Genomic DNA, 21,132 nt, shown 5'->3' on the forward strand with positions numbered 1-21,132 from the left:
TCGGCTCCACCCGCCGCCGCCTGTCTTCACTCGAGTCCCGTCACGCCGGGTGCGGCGTTCCCTCGCCCCCGGTGGGCTGCGAGGGAGGCGGCCTGGCGTGCTCGTGGCGCTTGAGCAGCCGGGAGCGGGCCGTCTCCACCAGCGTGTAGAGCACGGGGATGAAGATGAGGTTGATGAAGGTGGACAGGAGCATGCCGCCGAACACCGCCGTGCCCAGGGACTTGCGCGAGGAGGAGCCCGCGCCCGACGCCAGCACCAGGGGCAGCACGCCCAGGAGGAAGGCGAAGGATGTCATCAGGATGGGGCGCAGGCGCGTGTCCGCCGCCTGGATGACCGCCTCCACCACGCCCTTGCCCTGGTGGCGCAGCTGCTCGGCGAACTCCACGATGAGCACGGCGTTCTTGCAGGCGAGGCCCACCAGCATCAACAGGCCCACCTGGCAGAAGACGTCGTTGACGAGCCCTCGTATCAACTGGAAGCCCAGCGCCCCCATCATGGCCACCGGCACCGCGAGCATGATGACGAAGGGCAGGGCGAAGCTCTCGTACTGGGCGGACAACACCAGGAACACGAACACGATGCCCAGCGCGAAGATGAGCAGCACCTTGCCGCCCGCCTCCTTCTGCTCGAGCGACAGGCCCGTCCACTCGAAGGTGTAGCCGTTGGGCAGGTTCTGCCGGGCGACGGCCTCCATGGCCTCGAGCGCCTGGCCGGTACTGGTGCCCGGCGCGCCCTGGCCGTTGATGGAGGCCGAGCGGAACAGGTTGTAGTGCTGGATGTTCTGCGCGGTGGTGACGGGCTTCACCGTGATGAGGCTCTCCAGGGGCACCATCTCTCCCGTCGTCGAGCGCACGTAGAAGGCGGAGATGTCGCGTGGCTCGTTGCGGAAGGGCGTGGCCGCCTGCACGTAGACGCGGTAGACGCGGTTGGTGAGCGTGAAGTCATTCACGTACTGGCTGCCCATGAAGATTTGAAGCGTGGAGTAGAGCGCGTCCAGGGACACGCCCAGCGCCTTGGCCTTCTCCCGGTCCACGGACACGGTGAGCAGCGGGGTGGTGGCGGTGAAGGAGGAGAAGACGCTGCGCAGCTGTCCTCCCTGGTTGGCCTTGCCCGTGAGCTGCTGCGTCGCCGCGGACAGCTCGTCGAGCGTGCGCGTGCCGAGCTGATCCTCCAGGACGAACTCGAAGCCGCCCACGCTGCCCACGCCGCGGATGGTGGGCGGCTGGAAGGCCAGCACCCGCGCTCCGGGAATGCCGGCGAACGGCCCGCGCAGCCGCTCGATGATGCCCGCCAGGCTCTGCTCCTTCTCCTCTCGCTCCTCCCAGGGCTTCAAGCTGACGAAGAGCGTGCCGTAGTTGGGGCCGGTGCCCAGCACCGAGAAGCCGCCGACGGTGAACAGGCTCGCCACCTCCTTCTGCTCCTTGAGGATGCCCTCGGCCTGGATGAGCACCTGCTTGGTGTAGTCCAGCGACGAGCCCTCGGGGCCCTGCACCGCGACGATCAGGTAGCCCTGGTCCTCCTCCGGGATGAAGCCGGTGGGGGTGACGCGGTAGAGCAGCGCGGTGACGCCGATGAGCACCACGAACAGGCCCAAGAGCGCCCAGCGCATGCGCGGCCCGAGCAGCCGGCCGAGGAAGCGCGCGTAGCGGTCGCGGAAGGTGTTCATCGTCTTGTCCACCCAGCGGAAGACGCGCCACTTGGTGCCCTCCTGGGGCCGCAGCAGGATGGCGCACAGCGCGGGGGACAGCGTGAGGGCCACGAGCGCCGACAGGCTGATGGAGAAGGCGAGCGTGAGGGCGAACTGCCGGTAGATGGAGCCCGAGGTGCCCGGGAAGAAGGACACCGGGACGAACACCGCGGAGAGCACCAGGGCCGTGGCCACCACCGCGCCGCCCACCTGCTTCATGCTCCGGTGGGTCGCCTCGCGCGCGTCCACTCCTTCTTGTTCCATGACGCGCTCGACGTTCTCGATGACCACGATGGCGTCATCCACCACGAGGCCCGTGGCGAGTGTCAGGCCGAGCAGCGTCAGCGTGTTGAGCGAGAAGCCGAACGCGCTCACGAAGGCGAACGTGCCGAGGAGGGACACGGGCAGCGTCGTGGCCACCACGAGGATGCTGCGCCAGCCGTGCAGGAAGATGAAGACCACGACGATGACGAGCACGATGGCCTCGAACAGCGTGTGGATCACCTCGTCGATGGAGGACTGCACCGCGAGCGTGGTGTCGAAGGCGCGCTCGTACACGAGCCCCGGCGGGAAGTTGGCCTTGAGCCGCTCGAGCTCCTTCTCCACGTTCGCGCGCACCTCCAGGGCGTTGGAACCGGCGAGCTGGGAGATGCCCAGGCCCACCGCCTCCTGCCCGTTGAAGCGCAGCATCTGGTTGTAGTTCTCCGCGCCCAGCTCCACCCGGCCGATGTCCCGCACCTGCACGAGCGAGCCATCCTGACCGCGCTGTACGACGATGTTCTCGAACTGCTGGGGGGTGGAGAGCTGGCCGAGCACCTGCACGTTGATTTGATACGACTGGCCCGCGGGAGCGGGGGGCTGGCCCACCTGGCCGGCGGCCACCTGCACGTTCTGCTCGCGCAGCGCGTTCGTCACGTCCGCGGCGGTGAGGCCACGGCTGGCGAGTTTGGTGGGGTCCAACCACAGCCGCATGGCGAAGCGGCGCTCGCCGAAGATGCGCACGTCGCCCACGCCCTTGACGCGCAGGAGCGCGTCGCGGATGTACACGTCCGCGTAGTTGCTCAGGAAGCCGATGTCATAGCGCTTCTCCTTGTCATACAGGCCGTAGGAGACGAGCAGTTGCGACTGTGCCTTGTTGATGACGATGCCCAGCGCGTTCACCTCCGAGGGCAGGCGCGCCGAGGCGGTGGCGACGCGGTTCTGCACGTCCACCGCCGCCACGTCGATGTCGCGCTCGGGCTCGAAGGTGATGGTGATGGTGCTCTGGCCGTTGTTGCTGCTGGTGGAGGAGATGTAGCGCATGCCCTCCAGGCCGTTGAGCTGGCGCTCCAGCACCGTCGTCACCGCGCTCTCCACCGTCTCGGCGGAGGCGCCCAGGTAGTTGGCCGTCACCGTCACCTGGGGCGCGGCCAGGTTGGGGTATTGCTCGACGGGCAGGCTGGGGATGGAGATGGCCCCCACCAGCGTGATGAGGATGGAGATGACGCTCGCGAAGATGGGCCGCTTGATGAAGAAGTCGGAGAACATGTGCCGTCACCTGCCCCCGTCCGTGCCGCCCGTGCCCGCGTCGCGAGGGCCCGCGGTGCCCGTGTCGGCGGGCTCGCCCGTGCCGGTGTTCGCGGCGCCTCCCACGCCCTGCTCCTCCTGCTCCGGCCTCGGCTTCGCCGGTTTGGGGTCGATGGGCTGGCCGTCGCGGATGGCCTGCAGCGAGCCGATGATGACGGGCGTGCCCTGCTTCAGGCCGCCGAGCACTTCGTAGTGGTTGTCCTGGAGCTGGCCGAGCTTCACGGGCGTGCGCTGTGCCACGCTGATGCCTCCATCCCCCTCGGCCACGACGGTGGCGAAGAACTGGCTGCTCTGCTGCGACACGGCGTACGTGGGCAGGCGCAGCGCCTGGCGCTCGGAGTACACCACCTGGGCGTGTACTACCTGGCCGTTGCGCAGCCCCACCGCGTTGTCGAAGGCGGCCTTGAGCTCCACGAGCTGCGTCGTCGGATTGGGCGCGGGGGCCACGAAGAAGACGGGGGCGCTCACCACCGGCTTGCCGTCTTGATCGAGCACCTCGAGGGGCGTGCGTCCCACCTCCACGTCCGCCGCGCGCTCGGCGGGGATGAACACGGACAGCTCCAGGGCGCGGTTCTGGTCCACGCTGGTGAGCGCCACCTGGGACGTGACGTAGTCGCCCACCTTCACCGGGATGCTGCCCACCACGCCGTCGAAGGGCGCCGTCACCCGGTAGAAGCCGAGCTCCACCTCCTGCTGGGACAGTTGGGCCTCGGCGTTGCGCGCGTTGGCCTCGGCGGCCGCCGCCTGCGACACCGCCTGCTCATAGTCCTGACGGCTCATCAGCCCCTCGCGCAGCAACTGCTCGGCGCGCTGGCGCGTGCTCTGGGCGAACTGGCGCTGGGCCTGGGCGGAGCTGCGCTGGGCCTGGGCGCTCTGCACTCCCGCTCGCCCGAGCCGAGGATCCACTTCCAGTAGGAGCTGGCCCTGCTTCACCTGCTCACCGGGCTTCACCGCGATGCGCTGCACGTAGCCCGCCACCTGCGGATAGAGATTGATGCTGCGCCGGGAGATGAGCGTGCCCAGGTACTCGCCGATGTCGCGCACCGGACCGGGCTCGAGCTTGAGCACCTCCACCTGCATGGGCTTGCCCGCGGCGGCGCCTCCCGGACCTCCCGCGCCTTGCTGGGGACCGCCCGCGTTGCCGCCGGAACTCTGGCAGCCGGCCAGGGCCAGCACCGTCAACCACACCCCTACACCACGACTCACCAGTCGCATGCAGCCTCCACCAAGAATGATTCGATTCGCGCCTGGAAGAACTGGAGTTCGCTCACCACCAGGTTCAGCTCCGCCTGCCGCAGCGCCGCCGCCGACACCACCAGGTCCTGACTCGTTCCCGCTCCCACCTCGAAGGAGCGGCGGGTGAGCCGGTCGTTCTCCGCCGCCAGCTCCCTCGCGCGCTGGGCGATGCGCTGCTGCTCGCCCGTCACGTCCACGTTGCGGCGCACGCGGCGCACCTCCACCGTGGCCGAGCGCTCCACGTTCACCGCCGCCTGCCGCGCGATGTCCTCCTGGGCGCGTGCCTGCCACACCAGCCCCTCGCGCACGCCGCCGTCATAGAAGGGCAGGGTGAGCACCGCGCCGATGTTCCAGATGGGCACGCGCGCGAAGCCCGGGTCCACCGTGAGGGCCGTCACGCTGCTCTGCGCCTGCAGCGTGGGCAGGTACTGGGAGCGCGCCGCCGACACCTGGCGTTCCGCGGCCTCGACCTGCGCGCGTGCCGCCGCCTGGTCCGGCCGCTGTTGGAGCTCCTGCAGCGCGCGGCACTCCCGCTGGCCCCGGTGGATCAGCTCCTCCAGGGACAGCCCGCCGCCGAGCCCGACCGGTTGGGGGCTGCCCAGCAGGAAGCCCAGGGCGTCGCGTGCCTGACGCAGCGATTCGTCGCCGGACACCACCTGCGCGCGCGCCGCCTCCGCGTCCTGCTCCAGGCGGATGACATCCAGGCGGGTGCCCGCGCCCAGCTCCATCCGCCGCTGCGCGAGCGCCAGCCGCTCCAGCGAGGAGCGCAGGTTGACGCGGTTGACCTCGGCGAGGCGCTCGGAGGCGGCCACCTGGGCCAGGGTCTGGGCCAGCGTGCGGGTGAGCTGCCGCCGCGTCTCGCCGAGGGAGAACTCCGCGGCCTGGCGGGACGCGTCCGCCGCGCGCAGCGAGTGGACCGCCTGGAGATCGAACAGGGGCAGGGAGGCCGCCACGTTGGCGGTGCCCAGGGGCGAGGTCGTCGTGAAACCGCCCGCTCCACCTCCACCCGCTCCACCTCCGCCCGTTCCGTTTCCGGGCGCGCCTCCGAGCGCCACGGTGGGGCCGAGCAGGTTGTACTGGACGGAGGCGGAGCCATTGAGGGTGGGCAGCAGGCCCGCGAGTTCCACGCGCCGCTGGCCCGAGGCCGTCTCCACCCGGGCCAGCGCGGTCCCCAGCTCCGTGGAGCGCTGACGCAGCAACTGGAGCGCCTCGTCCCAGGAGCTCACCTGGACGGGAGCCGGGGGGACAGGGGCCAGCATCGGGTCCGACACCTCGGGTTGAGGTGGCTGCGCGGTGGCCTCCTGGGGAGGCGCGGGTGGAGGGCTGGCCTGGGCCAGCGTCACTCCAGGTACGAGGATGGCCTGTGAGAGGAAGGCGGTGAGGAGGTAGGAAGTCATGACAGGCACTTCACAGTGGTGACTGTCCGGGCTCTCGGCTGCCTGTTCCGTGGATCATTGACACTCGAGGACATCTCGGATGCCGACTGGTGAGCACTCCTTCACTCGAAGCGAAGTGGATGACACGCCGCGCCAGCGAGGCGGGTGGGCGAGCGGGCGTTCGAGCGAGTGGCTGGAGGGCGGGCGCGGTGGGGCTCAGTCGCGCGCGGTGCTCACGTCGGGGTAGAGCTGGCGCAGGGCGTCCATGTGGCGGCGGCGGGAGGCGGCGGCGGCCAGGTGCCAGGAGGCCGCGAACAGGCCCACCGCGAGGCACCCTCCCCACAGGGCCGCGCGGCCGAGGTGTCCGAGCAGCCAGGTGCCGAGCAGGGGCGAGAGGCAGGCGGAGCCGGCCCACAGGGTGGCGTACGCGCCCTGGTAGACGCCGCGTTGGTGGGGTGGGGCGAGGTCGGCGACCACGGCCGAGGCAACGGGGGCCTGGAGGACCTCTCCGATCGACCACACCGTGACCGCGAGCAGGACGAGGGGCACCTGTGCGCCGAGCCCGTGCAGCCCGAAGCCCAGTCCCGTGAGGGCCGAGGCCATCGCGAGCGCCGTGGAGCGCCGCATCGAGCCCAGGAGGCGGCCGGCGAAGGGTTGCAGGAGCACCACGAGCACGCCGTTGGCCGAGAGCACGAAGCCGAACGTGGCCGGGGTCATGCCCCGCGCGGCCAGGTCCAGGGGCAGCGTCACGTTGTACTGCATGAAGATCATCGCGGTGAGGAGGATGGGCAGGGAGAAGCCGAGGAACACCGTGTCCTGGAAGGGCGCGAGCGAGGGGAGCGAGCGCGCGGGAGTGGACGCGGTGCGCGGCAGGTGGGTGGGGCGCGTCTCCGGCACCTTCCACCAGACGATGACGCCATAGAGGAAGGTGGTGCAGGCGTCCGCGACGAAGAGGGTGAGGAAGCCCGCGCGCGAGGCGAATCCCCCGAGGGGCAGGGCGAGTGAGAAACCCACGTTGATGATCCAATACAGCAGGCTGAAGGCGCGGGCGCGGTGCTCGGGGGGCACCACGTCCGCGATGGCGGCGGAGACGGCGGGCCGGTACTGCTCGCCGAGCAGGCCCAGGAGGAAGGCGGCCCCGCAGATCTGCCAGGTGTCCCGGGCGAGGCCCAGCGCGAGCATCGCCGCCGAGCCGAGCCACAGGCCCACGAGCAGGGTCGCGCGCCGGCCGATGCGGTCCGCGAGCGTTCCTCCCACCAGTCCCGCGAGCACGGCACCCGCGCCGTGCAGGGCCACCACCCCGCCCGCCTCCTCCACCCGGAAGCCGCGCTCCCGCGTGAGGTAGAGCGCCAGGAAGGGCACCACGAAGGAGCCCAGGCGATTCACCAGCGTGCCTGTCCAGAGGTACCAGTAGGTGCTCGGCAGGCCGCCCACCAGCGCCCGCGCTTCCTTCACCCACCGTTCGCCCAGGTCGCTCATGTCGAATGGGCAGTCTGCGGGAGTGGACCTCGCGAGCGCCAGGAGATAGCAGGGGGGAGCGCCCTCCAGGCCGTCTGCCTGGAGCGACGGCCATCGCGGCGGCGCCCGGGCTGTTAATGTCGCCTCCGTCGAGCCCCCTCTTGCGTGAAGGAACGTCATGAGCAGCGGTACCCTGACGCCGAACCACCCCCAGGATCCCCACCGCGTGTCCGTGGAGATCGCCCCCGAGACCTTCTGGGTGGGCAAGCGCGAACCCGGCAATATCTTCTACGCCAACCCCTATCTGCGCCGCTTCCGCGGCACGGACTCGAGGACGCAAAAGCCGGCGGAGTTCAACCTGCTCATCGATCCGGGCTCGAGCAGCGACTTCTCCATCATCCACACCAAGGTGGCCTCGCTCATTGGTGGCATGGATCGGCTGTCGGCCCTGTTCATCAACCACCAGGATCCGGACGTGGGCTCCTCGGCGAGCATCATCTCCGCGCGCTACTCGCCGCGCGCGAGCATCCTGTGCTCCGAGGACACCTGGCGGCTCATCGTCCACCAGAACCTGCCGCGCAACCGCTTCATCCCCACGGAGAAGTTCTCCCAGGGGCTGAGCGTGCCCACCGGCCACAAGCTGCTGCCCGTGCCCTCGCCCTTCTGCCACTTCCGGGGCGCGGTGATGCTCTACGATCCGCAGACGCGGGTGCTCTTCACGGGGGACCTCTTCGGCGGCCTCACCGACTCCAAGGCCCAGGGCCTGTGGGCGGACGAGTCCGATTGGACGGGCATCCGCGCCTTCCATCAAATCTACATGCCGGTGAACACGGCGCTGGTGCGCGCGGTGGCGGCCATCCGCAAGCTGACGCCCGCGGTGGAGATCCTCGCCCCGCAGCACGGCCGCATCATCCGCGGGCCGCTGGTGCAGCAGTTCCTCGAGCGCATGGAGCGGCTGCAGGTGGGCCTGGACATCATCGACGAGGCGCAGGATCGCACGCACCTGCAGGCGTGGAACACGGTGGTGGACCGGGTGCTGTCGCTGGCGCGCGGCTACCTGGGAGACTCGGCGGAGGCCAAGCTCGCGGCCAGCCAGCAACTGATGGACACGGCCCAGCTCGAGGGCTCGCGTCTGGTGGTGAAGCGGCTGGGCAAGTGGACGCTGGAGCACGTGGTGGAGCTGCTGTGCCAGGGCGAGCCCCCGGAGATCGCCGGCCCCATCATGGTGGAAGCCACCACCGCCGCCGCCGAGTACAACCTGCCCACGCCCCACCTGGACATCGAGGGCAATGGGGCTCCTTCCCACGTCTCGTTGCTGGAGACGTGAGCGGGGATGGGCCAGCCGCGGCGCTGGCGGGAGGAGGATGCGGTGCACTCGACGGATGATGATGGCGGTGGCGTGACCTACCTGAGCGACTCGTCGCCAGGGCACCCCGCGTCGCCTCCGGGTGGGCGCCCGAGCCATGCGTTGGAGCAGACCCTGCGGCCGGCGACGCCACCGGTGTCCCCTCGCGGCACGCTCATCCAGGGGGCGGTGACGCCCCTGCCCGCTCCCGTCGTGGCGCGCGGCCTGGTGCCGGGTCAGGTGGTCGCGGACCGCTACCAGGTGCGCAAGTGGCTGGGCTCGGGAGGAACCGCCGCGGTGTACGAGGTGCTGGACCTGAAGACGAACCAGCACGTGGCGCTCAAGGTCCTGGCGGTGCCCCACGCGGAGGAGACGCTGGTCACGCGCTTTCGCCGGGAGGTGGAGCACGCGCGAGCGCTGGAGCACGTCAACATCCTGCGCGTCTTCGACGTGGGGTGGGATGGGGAGCGGCACTTCCTGACCGTGGAGCTGCTCGCGGGCATGGACCTGCGCCAGCTCCTGCAGGAGCGCAGGCCCACGCTGGCCGCTGCCCTGCGCTGGCTCACCCACGCCACCGTGGCCCTGGAGCACGCGCACGCGCGCGGGGTGCTGCACCGGGACATCAAGCCCGGCAACCTCTTCATCACCCGGACCGGGGTGCTCAAGCTGATGGACTTCGGCCTGGCCAAGAGCGAGCACGTGCCGGGCACCACGGCCCAGGGCGCCACGCTCGGCACCCCGGAGTACATGGCGCCCGAGCAGGTGATGGGCACTCCCCCCGTGTCACCCGCCTCGGACCTGTACTCCCTGGGCGTGGTGGCGTATGAGTTGTTCACCGGGCAACTTCCCTTCCGCCATTCGCAGCCCGTGCCGTTGATGTTCCTGCATGTACAGGAGGCGCCCCGGCCCCCCCGGTTGCTCTGTCCGGCGCTGCCGGAGCCTTTCGAACGCGTCGTGTTGAAGCTGATGGAGAAGCGCCCGGAGGACCGTTACCGCAACGCGACCGAGCTGCGTGCCGCGCTGGCGAAACTGTGGCCCCTGGTGCTCAAACGCCCTTCATGAGGCAGGTGTCATGATTTCCGTTCTCGGCCTGCTGTTCACCAGCCTCCTGCTGGGGATGGCCGCCCGGCGCAGTGGCCGTTTCCACGAGCACACGGCGCACGTCATCAACGCCTATGTGATCAACGTGGCGCTGCCCGCGCTGGTGTTGCGCTCGGTGCACGGGCTCACGCTGGCGCCCGAGCTGTTGCTGTCCGCCGCCGTGCCCTGGGTCATCTTCGGCGCGGCCTGGCTGCTGTTCCACGCGCTGGGCCCCCGGTTGGGGCTGGCGCCCGACAGCGTGGCGGCGCTCGTGCTCACGGGGGGCCTGGGCAACACGTCGTTCGTGGGCCTGCCGCTCATCGAGGGCCTGCGCGGTCCCGAGGCCCTGCGGGTGGCGGTGGTCATCGACCAGTTGGGCTCGTTCCTGGCGCTGGCCACGGTGGCGACGATCTACGCCGCGCGCGCCGCGCAGAGGGAGACCCACCCGGCGGCGCTGTGGAAGAAGCTGGTGGGCTTCATGCCCCTGGTGGCGCTGGTGCTCGCGTTGCTCACCCATCCGTGGGCGTTTCCCACGTGGGTGGATGGGGTGCTGGCGCGGCTGGGCTCGACGCTCACCCCGCTCACGCTCTTCTCCGTGGGCTACCAGTTGCGGCTGTCCGGCCTGCGGGGCCGGGGAAAAGCACTGGGTCTGGGGCTGGGCTACAAGCTGGTGCTGGCCCCGCTCGGCATCGCGCTGCTGCTGCTCGCGCTGCCGCGGCTGGACCGTCTGTCTTACGAGGTGACCGTGCTTCAGGCGGGGATGGCGCCGATGGTGACGGGGGCCATCCTCGCGGTGGACCATGGGTTGGATCCAGAGTTGTCCGCCCTCATGGTGGGGGTGGGCATCCCGCTGTCGTTGCTCACGGTGCCCGCGGCCCTGTGGTTGATGGGATAGGAGCCCTGGCTCAGGCGAAGGCTTCCGTGGCGAAGGACAGCTCGAGGCCGTCCGCGCGCATGCGCAGCCGTGGCCGGGACAGCCAGTGGCAGTGGGGGCAATAGCTGTGCGCGCCACCTCCCGGTGTCTTGCGGATGTTCACCGCGCCGCCACACAGCATGCATCCCTGAGGGAGGACGAATTCGGCGATGCCCTCGCCCGTGTTCTGTTCAGGTGAACCGTTCATGATCCACTGGTAACGCAGCTTCCGGCGAGCACAAGGGACACGGGCCGGCTCTTCGTGCTCCCTTGGAGAGCAAGGAGGCGGGCGAGGGGTTCCGGAGCGCGCGCACTCCTGCTAGGAGAAAGACCTCATGAAAAAAGGCATCTATTACACCCCGCGTCCCTCCCGTGAGCCCGTCACCCGCGAGGGAGATCCCGGCGGCAAGTGGTCCGCGAAGTTCCCGGACATGATGGGCTACAAGACCCAGGGTGGCGGCAAGGTGCCCGAGGACTTCGAGTGGGCGAGCAACCCCAAGCAGGCGCAGGAGGAGCTGACGCCCGAGTCACTCGCCGCCCGCTACAGCCAGCGGGTGATTCCGCGCCTTCCCGAGTCCGCGCCCACGCCCGCGCTTGCCGCGGACGCGAAGCCGGCGCCCAAGTAGCACCGGACGTCAGAGCCGGGCGAGCAGCGCGTTCACCAGGCCCCGCACGGCCTCGGGGCCGCCCTGGTGCAGGAAGAGGTTGGGCTCGGTGATCTCCAGCTCCATCAGCCGCAGCGCGCCCTGCTCGTCCCGCGCCATGTCCACGCGGGCGTAGAGGAGCTCGAAGCCCGTGGCGGCGAGCACCTTCCGGGCGAAGGCCCGCTCCTCCTCGGTGGAGGGGATGGGCTCGGCGAGGGTGGGATCATAACCCGGACGAGCCGACAGGGCGGCGGGCCGCAGGATGGCGTGGGTGTTCTCCCCTCCGAAGAAGAGCAGCGAGCGCTCCCCATGGCCCTCCACCGAGGCGATGTAGGGCTGCACCATCATGTCCTTGTGCGGCAGTACGCGCGCCACCAACTCTCGCGCGGCGGGCAGCTCCGTGGGCCCGCGCACCCGGAGCGTGTCGCGCGCGCCCGCGGACACCGCGGGCTTCACCACCGCGTCGCTCCAGCCGCGCTCGGCGAGCAGGGCCTCCACGTCCGGGGTCGAACCCCGCTCGAGCCAGGCCGTGGGCACGATGGGCACACCGCGTGACTCCAGCTCGCGCAGATAGCTCTTGTGCGTGTTCCACCGCACCACCTCGGGAGGATTCCACAAGGGGCACTGGGCTCCGGCGCGCTCGGCCCAGGCGACGAACTCGTCACGGCGCATGTCCGAGTCCCAGGCGGTGCGGATGAGCGCGAGCCGGAAGCGGCTCCAGTCCACCGCCGGGTCATCCCAGATGACGGGTCCGGCTTTCACCCCCCGGGCGGCGAGCGCCTCGGTGAGGAGTGTCTCGTCGGGCCGGCAATGGGGGTAGGTGGACGCGGTGACCAGGGCGATATCGAGGGGCGTGCCAGGGACGGGCATGGCCCCTCGATATCGGGTGGAGTGGGGCTCGGCTACTTCTTCTCCAGGGGCCCCTCGCCATCATTGAGCAGGGTCTTCTTCTCACCGGGCTGGGCGGGCTGTTCGAACGGGCCCTCGCCGTCGTCGATGACGCCCTTCTTGTCCCCGATGTGGCCGTCACCCTGCTCGGTCCCGGAGCCCCCCACGCCTTCCTTGAACCCCTCGACGGCTTCCCGCGTCGCGTCGCCCACGTCGCGGGCCGTGTCTCCCACCGCCTTGCCTACCTCCCGGGCGTCCTGACGCAGCTCGTGATCCTGACGCTCGGTGCAGCCGGCCATGAGTCCCGCGATCCCCAGCAGGCCCACCACTACACGTGCCTTCCAGCCCTGTGCCGCCATGGTGCTCTCCTCCGGTCGAAGTGGTTCGCGGGGAGAAGCTAGGCATCCCGTCCAGCGCGCGGCGGCCCCCCCGCTCCGGGTGGATGGGGAGCGGGCGGGCGGGCGGACGAAACCCTCACGGGCTCACTGCTGCTGGGAGGCGATGACGGCGCCGAGCCGGCGCATGCCCTCTTCCAGCAGCTCCGGCGGGCGGTTGGAGAAGTTCAGGCGCATGAACTCGTGGCGCGGCTCGGCGGCGTAGAAGGGCGCGCCCGGCACGAAGGCCACGCGCTTCTCCAGCGCCAGGGGGAAGAGCGCGTCCGCGCTCATGCCGCGCGGCAGCTCCGCCCACACGAACATCCCACCGTCCGGCTGCGTCCACCGGGTGCCCACCGGCATGTGCCGCTCCAGCGACGCGAGCATGGCCATGCAGCGCTCCCCGTAGATGACGCGCAGGCGCTCCAGGTGGGCATTGAAGTCGAAGCGCGTGAGCAGCCGCGCCGTGGCCCGCTGCGCCACCGTGGCGGTGTGCAGATCCGCCGCCTGCTTCACCACGGTGACCGCCCGGAGGATGTCCCGCGGCCCCACCATCCACCCGATGCGCAACCCGGGCGCCAGCGTCTTGGAGAACGAGCCGAGGCTGACCACCACGCCCTCGTCGTCGAGCGAGGCTAGCGACGGCAGGTGCTCGCCCCGGAAGCGCAGCTCGCCGTAGGGGTTGTCCTCGAGGATGAGGATGCGGTGGCGCTGGGCGAAGCGCACGAGCGCGCGCCGGCGCTCCAGCGACAGCGTGGTGCCCTTGGGATTCTGGAAGTTGGGCACCAGGTAGATGAGCTTGGGCTTGCGCGAGGTGACCAGGCGCTCGAGGTCCTCCACGCGCATGCCGTCATCGTCGCTGCCCACGACGGCGTAGGAGGCCTCGTAGCCGCTGAACGTCTGCAGCGCGGCGAGGTAGCTGGGGTTCTCCACCACCACCAGATCTCCCGGGTCGAGCATCACCTTGGCCACCAGCTCGATGCCCTGCTGCGAGCCGTTGGTGATGAGCACCTGATCCACCCCCACGCTCAGCCCGCGCTCGGCCATGTGCGCGCAGATCCACTCGCGCAAGGGGCCGTAGCCCTCCGTGGTGCTGTACTGCAGCGCGGCGCGGCCCTCCTCGGCGAAGGCCTCCGCGTGGGCCTGGGCGATGGCCTCCACCGGGAAGAGCTCGGGCGCTGGCAGGCCGCCCGCGAACGAGAGCACGTCCGGACGCTCGGCCACCTTGAGGATCTCCCGGACCGCGGAGGCCTTCATGCGCGACATGCGTTGGGAGAGCGGGAACGGCGGAGGAGCATTGGCGAGGGGGGCGGCGATCATGTTTCAGGCTCCTTTCAGCTCATCTTCAGAGACGTGGACGTGCGTCCCCTCCTTGATGGAGGTGAGGACGATGGTGGTGTGGGTGCGCGTGACGCCCGCGATGACCCGCAGCGTCTCCACGAGCAGGGTGTCGAGCGTCTTCGTGTTCCGGGTGCGCACCTTGAGGATGTACGAGTCCTGTCCCGCCACGCGGTGGGCCTCGAGCACCTCGGGCAGCGCCAGCACCTTCTTGGCGAAGCCCTCGAAGTACTTGGGATGTTCGATGCTCACGCCAATGAAGGCGGTGATGTCCTTGCCCAGCTTCGCCGCGTCCACGTGCGCCGCGTAGCCCGTGATGACCCCCCGCTCCTCGAGCTTGCGGATGCGCTCGGCCACCGCAGGCTGGGACAGTCCCACCGCTCGGGACAACTCCAGCTGCGTGGCGCGGCCCTCGCGCTGCAACAAGTCGAGCAGGTGGTAGTCGAGTTCATCCATGTCGGCGGGGGGACCTTATTTTTATAAGCCTCGGTGGCTCTCCACGAATAAGGTATATGTCGTCCACCCTTTGTGCAAGAAGCTTGACGGCGGAGCAGCCAGACGGGCATGCGCCGCGTCCGTGGGCCGCGGGAGAAGGGGAGGAGAGTGACCGGCTTCCTGATGGGAATCGGCGTGGGCGCCTGGGTGGCCCACCGGTTCGTCAAGGGGTTGTGGTGGGTGGAGCTCGGCGTTGGTGTGTAGGCGCTGGGCGTTGCCTGGACCCTGGGCAGTGACACCCAGGCCGTGCTCGAGTTCCTGTTGCCCGTGATGGGACAGGGCCGCGGGGCGGTGCCGCCGGGCTGTTCTTCAGCAACGAGTGAAGCCATGGGGGCGGCCGGGGCGCGTCACACCGAGCCCTGGGCGCCCGAGCCCTCTCCGGTCCGGGGGCGCAGCCGGCGGATGGCCCGCAGCAGCATGTAGCCGTCGAGCGGATTGGGCACATAGCCCTTGGCGCCGATGCGGTGGGCCCGCGCGAGGTCCTCGTCGTCCGACGAGCCGGCGAGCAGCAGCGTGCCGCCGATGCGCGCCTCTCCCGCGAGCAGTCCCTCCATGGCCTGCACGGGGGCGAACACCAGATCCGAGGCGGTGGTGTGCAGCGTCTCCAGCGGGGAGATGACCCGGGTGCGGATGCCCTCGCGGGCGAGCGAGCGGGAGATGAGGGTCGCCGTGACGGGCGGCCACGCATAGAGGAGGACGGGCGCGTTGGGTCCCCGCTCCAGGGAGAGCGGGCGCACTGGCGGCTCGGTCTGCTCCTGGAAACGGTAGAGCGCGAAGAGCGCCCGGGAGATGGCCGGGTCCGAGGCGACGTACGGCTCGACGCGGGGCTTGCCGGAGACGGCCCGCACGGCGTCCAGGGCCTCCAGTGAGGCGGGAGCGGGCAGGGCGATGTGCAGCACCTCGCGCTCGCCCTTGTCGAGCCGCAGCGGGATGGCCCGGTACTTCCGGGCGACGCGCTTGGACACCAGCCGGGTGAGCTTCGGGTGGAGGGGCTCCCGGTCCAGGTCGATGGCGGGGAAGCCCGCCTGCTGGGCGAGCGCGCGCAACACGTCCGCCTCGGTGCACAGGCCCTCGCGCACCAGCGCCCTGCCGAGGGGCACCCCCATCTCGTGGTGGTGCACCAGACCGAGACGAAGTTGAGCACGATCGAGCAGTCCCAGCTCCATCAGGATCTCGCCGAGCATGCGCTTGGAATCGGCTTGCATGGAACGAATGTCACCACCGGGTGGGGGCCTCGCGATGGATGACAGGTTCAGCCGCCGCTCCTCTGCCCGCCAGGAGCGCGGGCCGCTTCAGCCGCGTAGCAGCCAGCGCAGCAGCTCGTCCGGTGCGTCCACGTGGACGAAGTGCCCCGCGTTGGGGAGCGTGTCCACCGGACAGCCCAGGGCCTCCATCCGGGCCACATCATTATCGGAGACGTAGGCGGCCCGGCCGCCGCGGATGCAGCGCACCGGCAGCTCCGGGCGTGCCAGGGCGTTCCAGAACTGCTCGCCGTTCACCCGCGCGTGGAACTCACCGAGCGCTTCCCGGTCGAAGCGCCAGCGCACGCCTCCCTCCGGCGCGGGCTCCAGGTTCATGAGGAGCCAGTCCGAGAGCGGGCCCGACAAGCCCCGTCCCGTCAGCTCCTCGCGCATCGCCTTGCGATCCGCGGCCCGGGCGGGCGACGCCCGCAGCTTCTCGAGCACCTTGCCGCTCTCGGACAGACCCGGGGGAATGGGGCCCGGGGTGATGTCCAGCAGCGTGACGCTCGCCACGTCCCCGGGCGTCGCCAGGCTCGCGGCCAGTGACACGCGGCCTCCAATGGAGTGCCCCACGAACTCCAGGGGCCCCTCGAAGCCCGCCGCGCGTGCCGTCTCCACCACGTCCATGGCCACATGGGACAGCGTGGCCCCGGGCGGCAGCGGCGGCGAGGTGCCATGGCCCGTCAGGTCCGGCAGCAGGAAGCGGCGGCTCGGGTCCGCCGCGCTCCAGGCCGCCGCCAGCGAGCGCAGGTTGCGCCCCGTGCCGAGAAATCCATGCAGCAGCACCGTCGGCCGCTGTCCTTCACCCAACTGGAAGCTCGCGAGAATCACCCCCGCCACCTAACGCCCAGGGCTCCCCTCGGCAAGCGGGCAGGCGAGCCCTCGTTCCATATCCGGAATAGACGGGACTGGTCGGCACTCGGGGCCATGAACAATTTCACCACATGATGCCCAAGCGACTGGACGGTGTGGGGTTCGGGGGACGGGGAGCGCGGTGGGTGGTGGGAGCGGTGGTGGCGATGGTGCTGTTCGCGGGAACGGCCCAGGCCCGGGCCGTGGGGGGCGTGCGCCTGCCGGACGCCATCTCGCTCCAAGGCAAGAAACTGCTGTTGGATCACATCGAGCTCAAGAAGCTGCTCTTCTTCGAGCTCTACGTCTGGGGGCTGTACCTGGAGCAGACGCCGGGCTCCACCCGGGAAGCCATCTCCTTCCAGGGCCCCAAGCAGCTGCAGCTGCACTTCAAGCGCAGCATCCCGCGTGACGAGCTGGCGAACGCCTTCCGGAGCTTCCTGTCCCACAGCGCGGTGATGCGCTCGGCGGACATGAAGCGGCAGTCGGAGCAGCTGGTGCAGTCGCTGCGCGCCGTGAACTCGGGGGACTCGCTCCTCATCACCTATCTGCCGGACCAGGGGCTGAGGGTGTCGGGTGAGGGCTCCCAGGGCGCGATGATTCCGGGCAAGGCCTTCGCCGACGCGCTCTTCGACGCCTGGCTCCAGGAGAACCCCATCTACGACCGCGACTGAGTACCGCCCAGGCGTCCACGCGGGGGGATGGGTGAAGCGCGTCGGGTAGGGGGATCCAAGGGGGGATGGGAGGTCAACCAGACAAGTTGATTCCCTCCATCTGTTTTCAGAAGTAGTGTCCCCGGGGAATGGACGACCTCGACACGCTGAAGCGCAACCTGGGGGCGGCCCTCCTGGTGGCCCGGGAGAAGGCGGGACTGACCCAGGCGGATGTGTCCTCTCAAGTAGGGATCGCCACGGCGATCTATGGCCGGATCGAGCGCGGGCAGATGCTGCCCAGCGTGCCCACGCTGTACCGGTTGTGCTCGACGCTGCACTTGTCGGCGAGCGAACTGCTGGGGCTGGGCGCCGGCTGGCCGGAGCAGGAGGCCGGCGCGCGGGAGCAGGACGCGGAGCAGTCCGCGGAACTGCTCCACCTCGCTACGCTCCTGCGCCAGTTGTCTCCGAGCGAGCTGCGCTGCCTGGCGGCGCTCGCCTCGGACATCTGGCGCACGCGTGGCCCGGGCAAGCGCCGCTCACCGCCAGGAGATTGAAGCGGACACCTCCGCGGATTCCCCGCGCCCGGGCGCCACGCTTGCGCGTATCGTCTCCGGCCATGGTGCTGAAAATCGTCCAGGCCGGAGAACCGGTCTTGCGCCAGCGTGCGCGAGACCTCACCCCCGAGGAGATGACGAGCCCCGCCACATGGCAGCTCATCTCCCTCATGCGCGACACCATGCGGGACGCGCCGGGGGTGGGACTGGCGGCCCCTCAGGTGGGGGTGGATGTGCGGCTGGTGGTCATCGAGGATCGGGCGGAGTACATGGCGGGCCTGCCCGCCGCGGACCTGGCCGCGCGTGAGCGCGAGCCCGTGGACTTCCATGTCCTCATCAACCCGCGCCTCATCGTGGAGGACGCGACGCCGGCCGAGTTCCAGGAGGGGTGCCTGAGCGTCTCGGGCTTCCTCGCCCTGGTGCGTCGCGCACGTGGCGTGCGGGTGGAGGCCTTCGACGAGAATGGTCAGCCCTTCTCGCGCTCCGCCCGCGGCTGGTACGCCCGCATCCTCCAGCACGAGGTGGATCACCTCGATGGCACGCTGTACATCGACCGGATGGAGCCACGCAGCTTCAGCACCCTGGACAACCACCGGCGGCACTGGGCCTCGCGTCAGGTGGCGGACATCCGCCAGGCTTTGGGTCTGACGCCCTGAAGGCGCGCTTCGGCAAGAGGTGAGTTCGCGCCTCCGTGCCCCACTCCACAATCGGGCGCGAAAAGTTCACAGGTTGGGTTGTCCAGGCTCACTTGAAGGACAATTTTTTCCTCATTGACGACTTTCCCCTCTGGAGGGGTGTGCGATGAGGTCTCCGTTCAAGTGGATGGTGTGTCTCTTGCTGTGCGTGGTGGGCCCGGCGATGGCGAGCGAGGCCCCGCCGCCCGAGCCTGGAGACGTGTCCTCCACGGACGCGCCCCCGGACTTCGAGGGCCTCGTGGAGAGTTTGACCGCGGGCAGGTTGCTGGATGCGTCACGGCGGGTGGTGGATGAGGGAATCGCCGAGTACAGCTACACCGTGCGGGTGGGCTCTGGCGACTACGACGTCATCACCGTCCACCGCGTGGTGGCGGAGCTGCTTCCGGGCATCCCCCGGGTCGGCCAGAAGCCCGTCTTCCTGGTGCATGGAGACCTGTGGGGCTTCCGGGGTGCTTTCCTGCCGAGCGTGGAGAGTTCCGCGGTGCCGCGCGGGAAGTCCTTCGCCATCTACCTGGCGCGCCAGAAGATGGATGTGTGGGGGATCGATCTGCGCTGGGTGCACGTCCCCGCGACCACCACTGACTTCACCTTCATGCAGAGCTGGAACCTGGAGACGCACTTGCAGGACGTGCGCGCCGGAATGGTCCTGGCGAGCCAGCTGCGCTCGCTGGGCCTCTCGAGCGTGGAGCCCATGCCGTTGCTGGGCTGGAGCCGGGGCGCCGCCATCGGATACGCGGTGCTCAACGCGGAGGCGAAGTTGCCGGCGAATCAGCGCCTGGTGCGCGCCTTCGTCCCCGTGGACATGGCCTATGTGCTCGACGAGAAGACGGCCGTGAACCAGCGCGCGGCCGCGTGCCTGGGGTACAAGATGCTCTCCCCGCTCCAACAGTCGGGCGTCTATGTGGAGAGCAGTGGCCAGTTCCTCCTGGAGCTGGTTTCCCTGGCCAATTCCTTCCCCAAGGCAAGCTCGGACTACATGGAGGGGTTCACCAATCGGGAGGCCGCGCTGCTGGCGGGCTCCGCCACCTTCAAGTTGCAGCCCGTTCCCCTCCTGGATGGGTACCACTTCACCGGCGGCACCTTCTCGGGCTCGGTTCCCACGGGCCTGACCTGGACGAACGAGCGCTTCCTGTTCGACGTGATGATGCAGGCCTCACCCTTCCAGAGCATCGGCGAGCAGGTGGAGACGCTGGCGCTGTGGTGCGGCTCGCCGAGCCAGCCCTACAACGACCGGCTTCACCATGTGAAGGTGCCGGTGTTGTATGTGGGCGCCGCCGGGGGCATGGGCGACCTGGGCCTCGCGACCCTGGCGCAGCTCGGCACCAAGGACAAGGACATCAGCGTCTTCATCGTGAAGCGCCTGTCGGACGGCGCCCGCGCGCTGGACTACGGCCACGCGGATCTGTTCCTCGCCTCCGACGCGGAGCAGCTGGTCTGGCCGCGCATCGCGAGCTGGCTCGCGGATCCCTGAGCAGGGGGGCTCCCCTCACAGGGAGGCCGAGGCGCGTCCCAGGCCCTCGGCCACGGAGGTGAAGGCGTCCCGGGTGCGCACGCGCGCTTCGCCGAAGCGCTGGGTGTAGAGCCGGCGCACCGAGGGAATCTGCGAGGAGCCTCCCGTGAGGAACACCGCGTCCACCTCGCCCGCCCCCGCGCAGCGCGCGAGCAGTCCCTCGGTCACCTCGCTCAGCTCGCGCAAGAGCGGCTCGCACGCCGTCTCGAAGTCCGCGCGGGTGATGCGCTCGTGCAGCTGGATGCGCGCCTCCTCGAAGTCCAGCGTGGTCTCCTCCTCGGAGGACAGCCGCACCTTGGCGGCCTCGATGGCGCGGAAGAGCCGGTAGCCCAGGTTGTCCATGACGAGATCGTAGAGGGCCGCGGCCTCGGCGGGCTTGTCGCTGGACTCCTGCATCAGCTCCAGCAGCTCCTGGGTGGACTTCTCGCGGATGAAGGACATCTCGTGCCAGGACAGGAGCTTGGCCATGACGTGCTGGGGCACGGGCAGCCGCTTGTCGCTGAAGCCCCGCACGCGGTAGGTGGAGCCGGCGCCAAAGCGCGGCAGGAGCGAGTGGCGCATGATCTCCGCGTCGAAGCGGTCACCGCCAATGCGCACACCGGTGGAGCCCACCACGTCCGCGCGCCGGTCCGGATTGCCCCGGCGCGAGGGCCCCAGCCGCATGAGCGTCAGGTCCGTGGTGCCCGCGCCGAAGTCCGCCACCAGCACGAGCTCGTCGCGGGTGAGCTGCGCTTCGTAGGAGAGCGCGGCGGCGATGGGCTCGATGAGGAATTGAATCTGGGTGAAGCCGGCGCTCTCCGCGGCGCGGCGCAGGCGCTGCTCGGCGAGCGTGTCCGCGGCGGCGTCGGTGGAGAAGAGGGCGGGGCGGCCGAGCACCACGCACTCGGGGGCGGTGCCGCCGGTGTGGGGGGCGGCGGCCTCGCGCACGCGGCGCAAGAGCAGCGCCACCAGGTCCTCGATGAGCCAGGTGCGCCCGCGGATCTGCGTGGCGCGGAAGGACGCGCTGTGCAGGAAGGACTTCACGGACTGGATGAAGCGGCCCGAGGGGTCCTCCAGGTAGCGGGAGATGGCGGGGGCGCCCGTGTACGCGTCGCGCTCGTCCTCGGGGAAGAAGATGACGGAGCGGTAGAGGCGCGGGTCGCTGTAGCCGGGGGAGATGGGGAGCACCGTTCCGTCCGGGAGGGCGAGTGCCGTGTTGCTGGTTCCGAAGTCGAGTCCGCAGGCGGGCAT

Annotated in this window: 20 protein-coding genes; 8 read left to right on the top strand and 12 right to left on the bottom strand. The window is 70.0% G+C overall.

Annotated elements, in window-relative coordinates; translation table 11 throughout:
- Positions 1 to 40 precede the first annotated feature (40 nt).
- The 4 genes from F0U63_RS05465 to F0U63_RS05480 all read right to left on the bottom strand — a co-directional run bounded on the left by F0U63_RS05465 (position 41) and on the right by F0U63_RS05480 (position 7,344).
- On the bottom strand, positions 41 to 3,214 hold the full coding sequence (locus F0U63_RS05465) for an efflux RND transporter permease subunit (RefSeq protein ID WP_395844404.1): 3,174 nt from the start codon (positions 3,212 to 3,214) through the stop codon (positions 41 to 43).
- Positions 3,215 to 3,220: 6 nt separating this feature from the next.
- Positions 3,221 to 4,468 carry an efflux RND transporter periplasmic adaptor subunit gene (locus F0U63_RS05470; protein WP_395844406.1) on the bottom strand — a complete coding sequence of 416 codons (1,248 nt, stop codon included), beginning with the start codon at positions 4,466 to 4,468 and terminating at the stop codon, positions 3,221 to 3,223.
- The gene (locus F0U63_RS05475) at positions 4,456 to 5,886 is read right to left on the bottom strand and encodes a TolC family protein (protein WP_395844408.1); all 1,431 of its coding nucleotides are present in this window, start codon (positions 5,884 to 5,886) and stop codon (positions 4,456 to 4,458) included. The genes F0U63_RS05470 and F0U63_RS05475 overlap by 13 nt, the downstream gene beginning before the upstream one ends.
- Positions 5,887 to 6,081: 195 nt before the next feature.
- Positions 6,082 to 7,344, bottom strand: coding sequence for an MDR family MFS transporter (locus F0U63_RS05480; RefSeq protein WP_395844410.1), 1,263 nt, complete (start codon positions 7,342 to 7,344; stop codon positions 6,082 to 6,084).
- Between the two features lie 157 nt (positions 7,345 to 7,501).
- On the opposite strand from F0U63_RS05480, the gene F0U63_RS05485 reads away from it, so the two are divergent.
- Genes F0U63_RS05485 through F0U63_RS05495 form a run of 3 tightly spaced genes read left to right on the top strand, consistent with a single transcriptional unit; the run spans position 7,502 to position 10,643 of the window.
- The gene (locus tag F0U63_RS05485; RefSeq protein WP_395844412.1) at positions 7,502 to 8,650 is read left to right on the top strand and encodes a hypothetical protein; all 1,149 of its coding nucleotides are present in this window, start codon (positions 7,502 to 7,504) and stop codon (positions 8,648 to 8,650) included.
- A gap of 42 nt (positions 8,651 to 8,692) precedes the next feature.
- Positions 8,693 to 9,730 (top strand): serine/threonine-protein kinase, encoded by a 1,038-nt coding sequence (locus tag F0U63_RS05490; RefSeq protein WP_395848319.1) that lies wholly within the window; start codon positions 8,693 to 8,695, stop codon positions 9,728 to 9,730.
- Between the two features lie 10 nt (positions 9,731 to 9,740).
- Complete coding sequence (locus tag F0U63_RS05495; RefSeq protein WP_395844414.1) at positions 9,741 to 10,643, top strand: AEC family transporter; 903 nt, start codon at positions 9,741 to 9,743, stop codon at positions 10,641 to 10,643.
- Positions 10,644 to 10,653: 10 nt separating this feature from the next.
- On the opposite strand, the gene F0U63_RS05500 is transcribed toward F0U63_RS05495, so the two are convergent.
- Positions 10,654 to 10,869, bottom strand: a complete 216-nt coding sequence (locus F0U63_RS05500; RefSeq protein WP_395844416.1) for a hypothetical protein — start codon at positions 10,867 to 10,869, stop codon at positions 10,654 to 10,656.
- Positions 10,870 to 10,996: 127 nt separating this feature from the next.
- Here F0U63_RS05500 and F0U63_RS05505 point away from each other — a divergent pair, with 127 nt between their 5' ends.
- On the top strand, positions 10,997 to 11,287 hold the full coding sequence (locus tag F0U63_RS05505) for a hypothetical protein (protein WP_395844418.1): 291 nt from the start codon (positions 10,997 to 10,999) through the stop codon (positions 11,285 to 11,287).
- Between the two features lie 9 nt (positions 11,288 to 11,296).
- Here F0U63_RS05505 and F0U63_RS05510 read toward each other — a convergent pair whose 3' ends face one another.
- The 6 genes from F0U63_RS05510 to F0U63_RS05535 all read right to left on the bottom strand — a co-directional run bounded on the left by F0U63_RS05510 (position 11,297) and on the right by F0U63_RS05535 (position 16,472).
- The gene (locus F0U63_RS05510) at positions 11,297 to 12,175 is read right to left on the bottom strand and encodes a RimK family alpha-L-glutamate ligase (protein WP_395844420.1); all 879 of its coding nucleotides are present in this window, start codon (positions 12,173 to 12,175) and stop codon (positions 11,297 to 11,299) included.
- Positions 12,176 to 12,207: 32 nt separating this feature from the next.
- Positions 12,208 to 12,552 (bottom strand): hypothetical protein, encoded by a 345-nt coding sequence (locus F0U63_RS05515; protein WP_395844422.1) that lies wholly within the window; start codon positions 12,550 to 12,552, stop codon positions 12,208 to 12,210.
- Positions 12,553 to 12,675: 123 nt separating this feature from the next.
- Positions 12,676 to 13,887: a PLP-dependent aminotransferase family protein gene (locus tag F0U63_RS05520; RefSeq protein WP_395844424.1), complete on the bottom strand. Its 1,212-nt coding sequence runs from the start codon at positions 13,885 to 13,887 to the stop codon at positions 12,676 to 12,678.
- A 3-nt stretch (positions 13,888 to 13,890) separates the two neighbouring features.
- A complete protein-coding gene (locus tag F0U63_RS05525; protein ID WP_395844426.1) occupies positions 13,891 to 14,361 on the bottom strand; it encodes an Lrp/AsnC family transcriptional regulator in 471 nt (156 codons plus the stop codon).
- Between the two features lie 386 nt (positions 14,362 to 14,747).
- On the bottom strand, positions 14,748 to 15,605 hold the full coding sequence (locus F0U63_RS05530; protein WP_395844428.1) for a hypothetical protein: 858 nt from the start codon (positions 15,603 to 15,605) through the stop codon (positions 14,748 to 14,750).
- A gap of 87 nt (positions 15,606 to 15,692) precedes the next feature.
- Positions 15,693 to 16,472 carry an alpha/beta fold hydrolase gene (locus F0U63_RS05535; protein ID WP_395844430.1) on the bottom strand — a complete coding sequence of 260 codons (780 nt, stop codon included), beginning with the start codon at positions 16,470 to 16,472 and terminating at the stop codon, positions 15,693 to 15,695.
- 113 nt (positions 16,473 to 16,585) lie between these two features.
- On the opposite strand from F0U63_RS05535, the gene F0U63_RS05540 reads away from it, so the two are divergent.
- From F0U63_RS05540 to F0U63_RS05555, 4 genes are all read left to right on the top strand, one after another.
- Entirely contained in the window at positions 16,586 to 17,164 is a 579-nt protein-coding gene (locus tag F0U63_RS05540) for a chalcone isomerase family protein (protein WP_395844432.1), read from the top strand.
- Positions 17,165 to 17,292: 128 nt separating this feature from the next.
- Positions 17,293 to 17,697, top strand: a complete 405-nt coding sequence (locus F0U63_RS05545; RefSeq protein ID WP_395844434.1) for a helix-turn-helix transcriptional regulator — start codon at positions 17,293 to 17,295, stop codon at positions 17,695 to 17,697.
- Positions 17,698 to 17,759: 62 nt separating this feature from the next.
- Entirely contained in the window at positions 17,760 to 18,353 is a 594-nt protein-coding gene (gene def, locus F0U63_RS05550; RefSeq protein ID WP_395844436.1) for a peptide deformylase, read from the top strand.
- 145 nt (positions 18,354 to 18,498) lie between these two features.
- Complete coding sequence (locus F0U63_RS05555) at positions 18,499 to 19,863, top strand: hypothetical protein (protein ID WP_395844438.1); 1,365 nt, start codon at positions 18,499 to 18,501, stop codon at positions 19,861 to 19,863.
- Between the two features lie 15 nt (positions 19,864 to 19,878).
- On the opposite strand, the gene F0U63_RS05560 is transcribed toward F0U63_RS05555, so the two are convergent.
- Positions 19,879 to 21,132, bottom strand: a complete 1,254-nt coding sequence (locus F0U63_RS05560) for an Hsp70 family protein (protein WP_395844440.1) — start codon at positions 21,130 to 21,132, stop codon at positions 19,879 to 19,881.

It is taken from the genome of Cystobacter fuscus (assembly GCF_044360685.1).
GTDB classification, from domain to species: Bacteria; Myxococcota; Myxococcia; order Myxococcales; family Myxococcaceae; genus Cystobacter; species Cystobacter fuscus_C.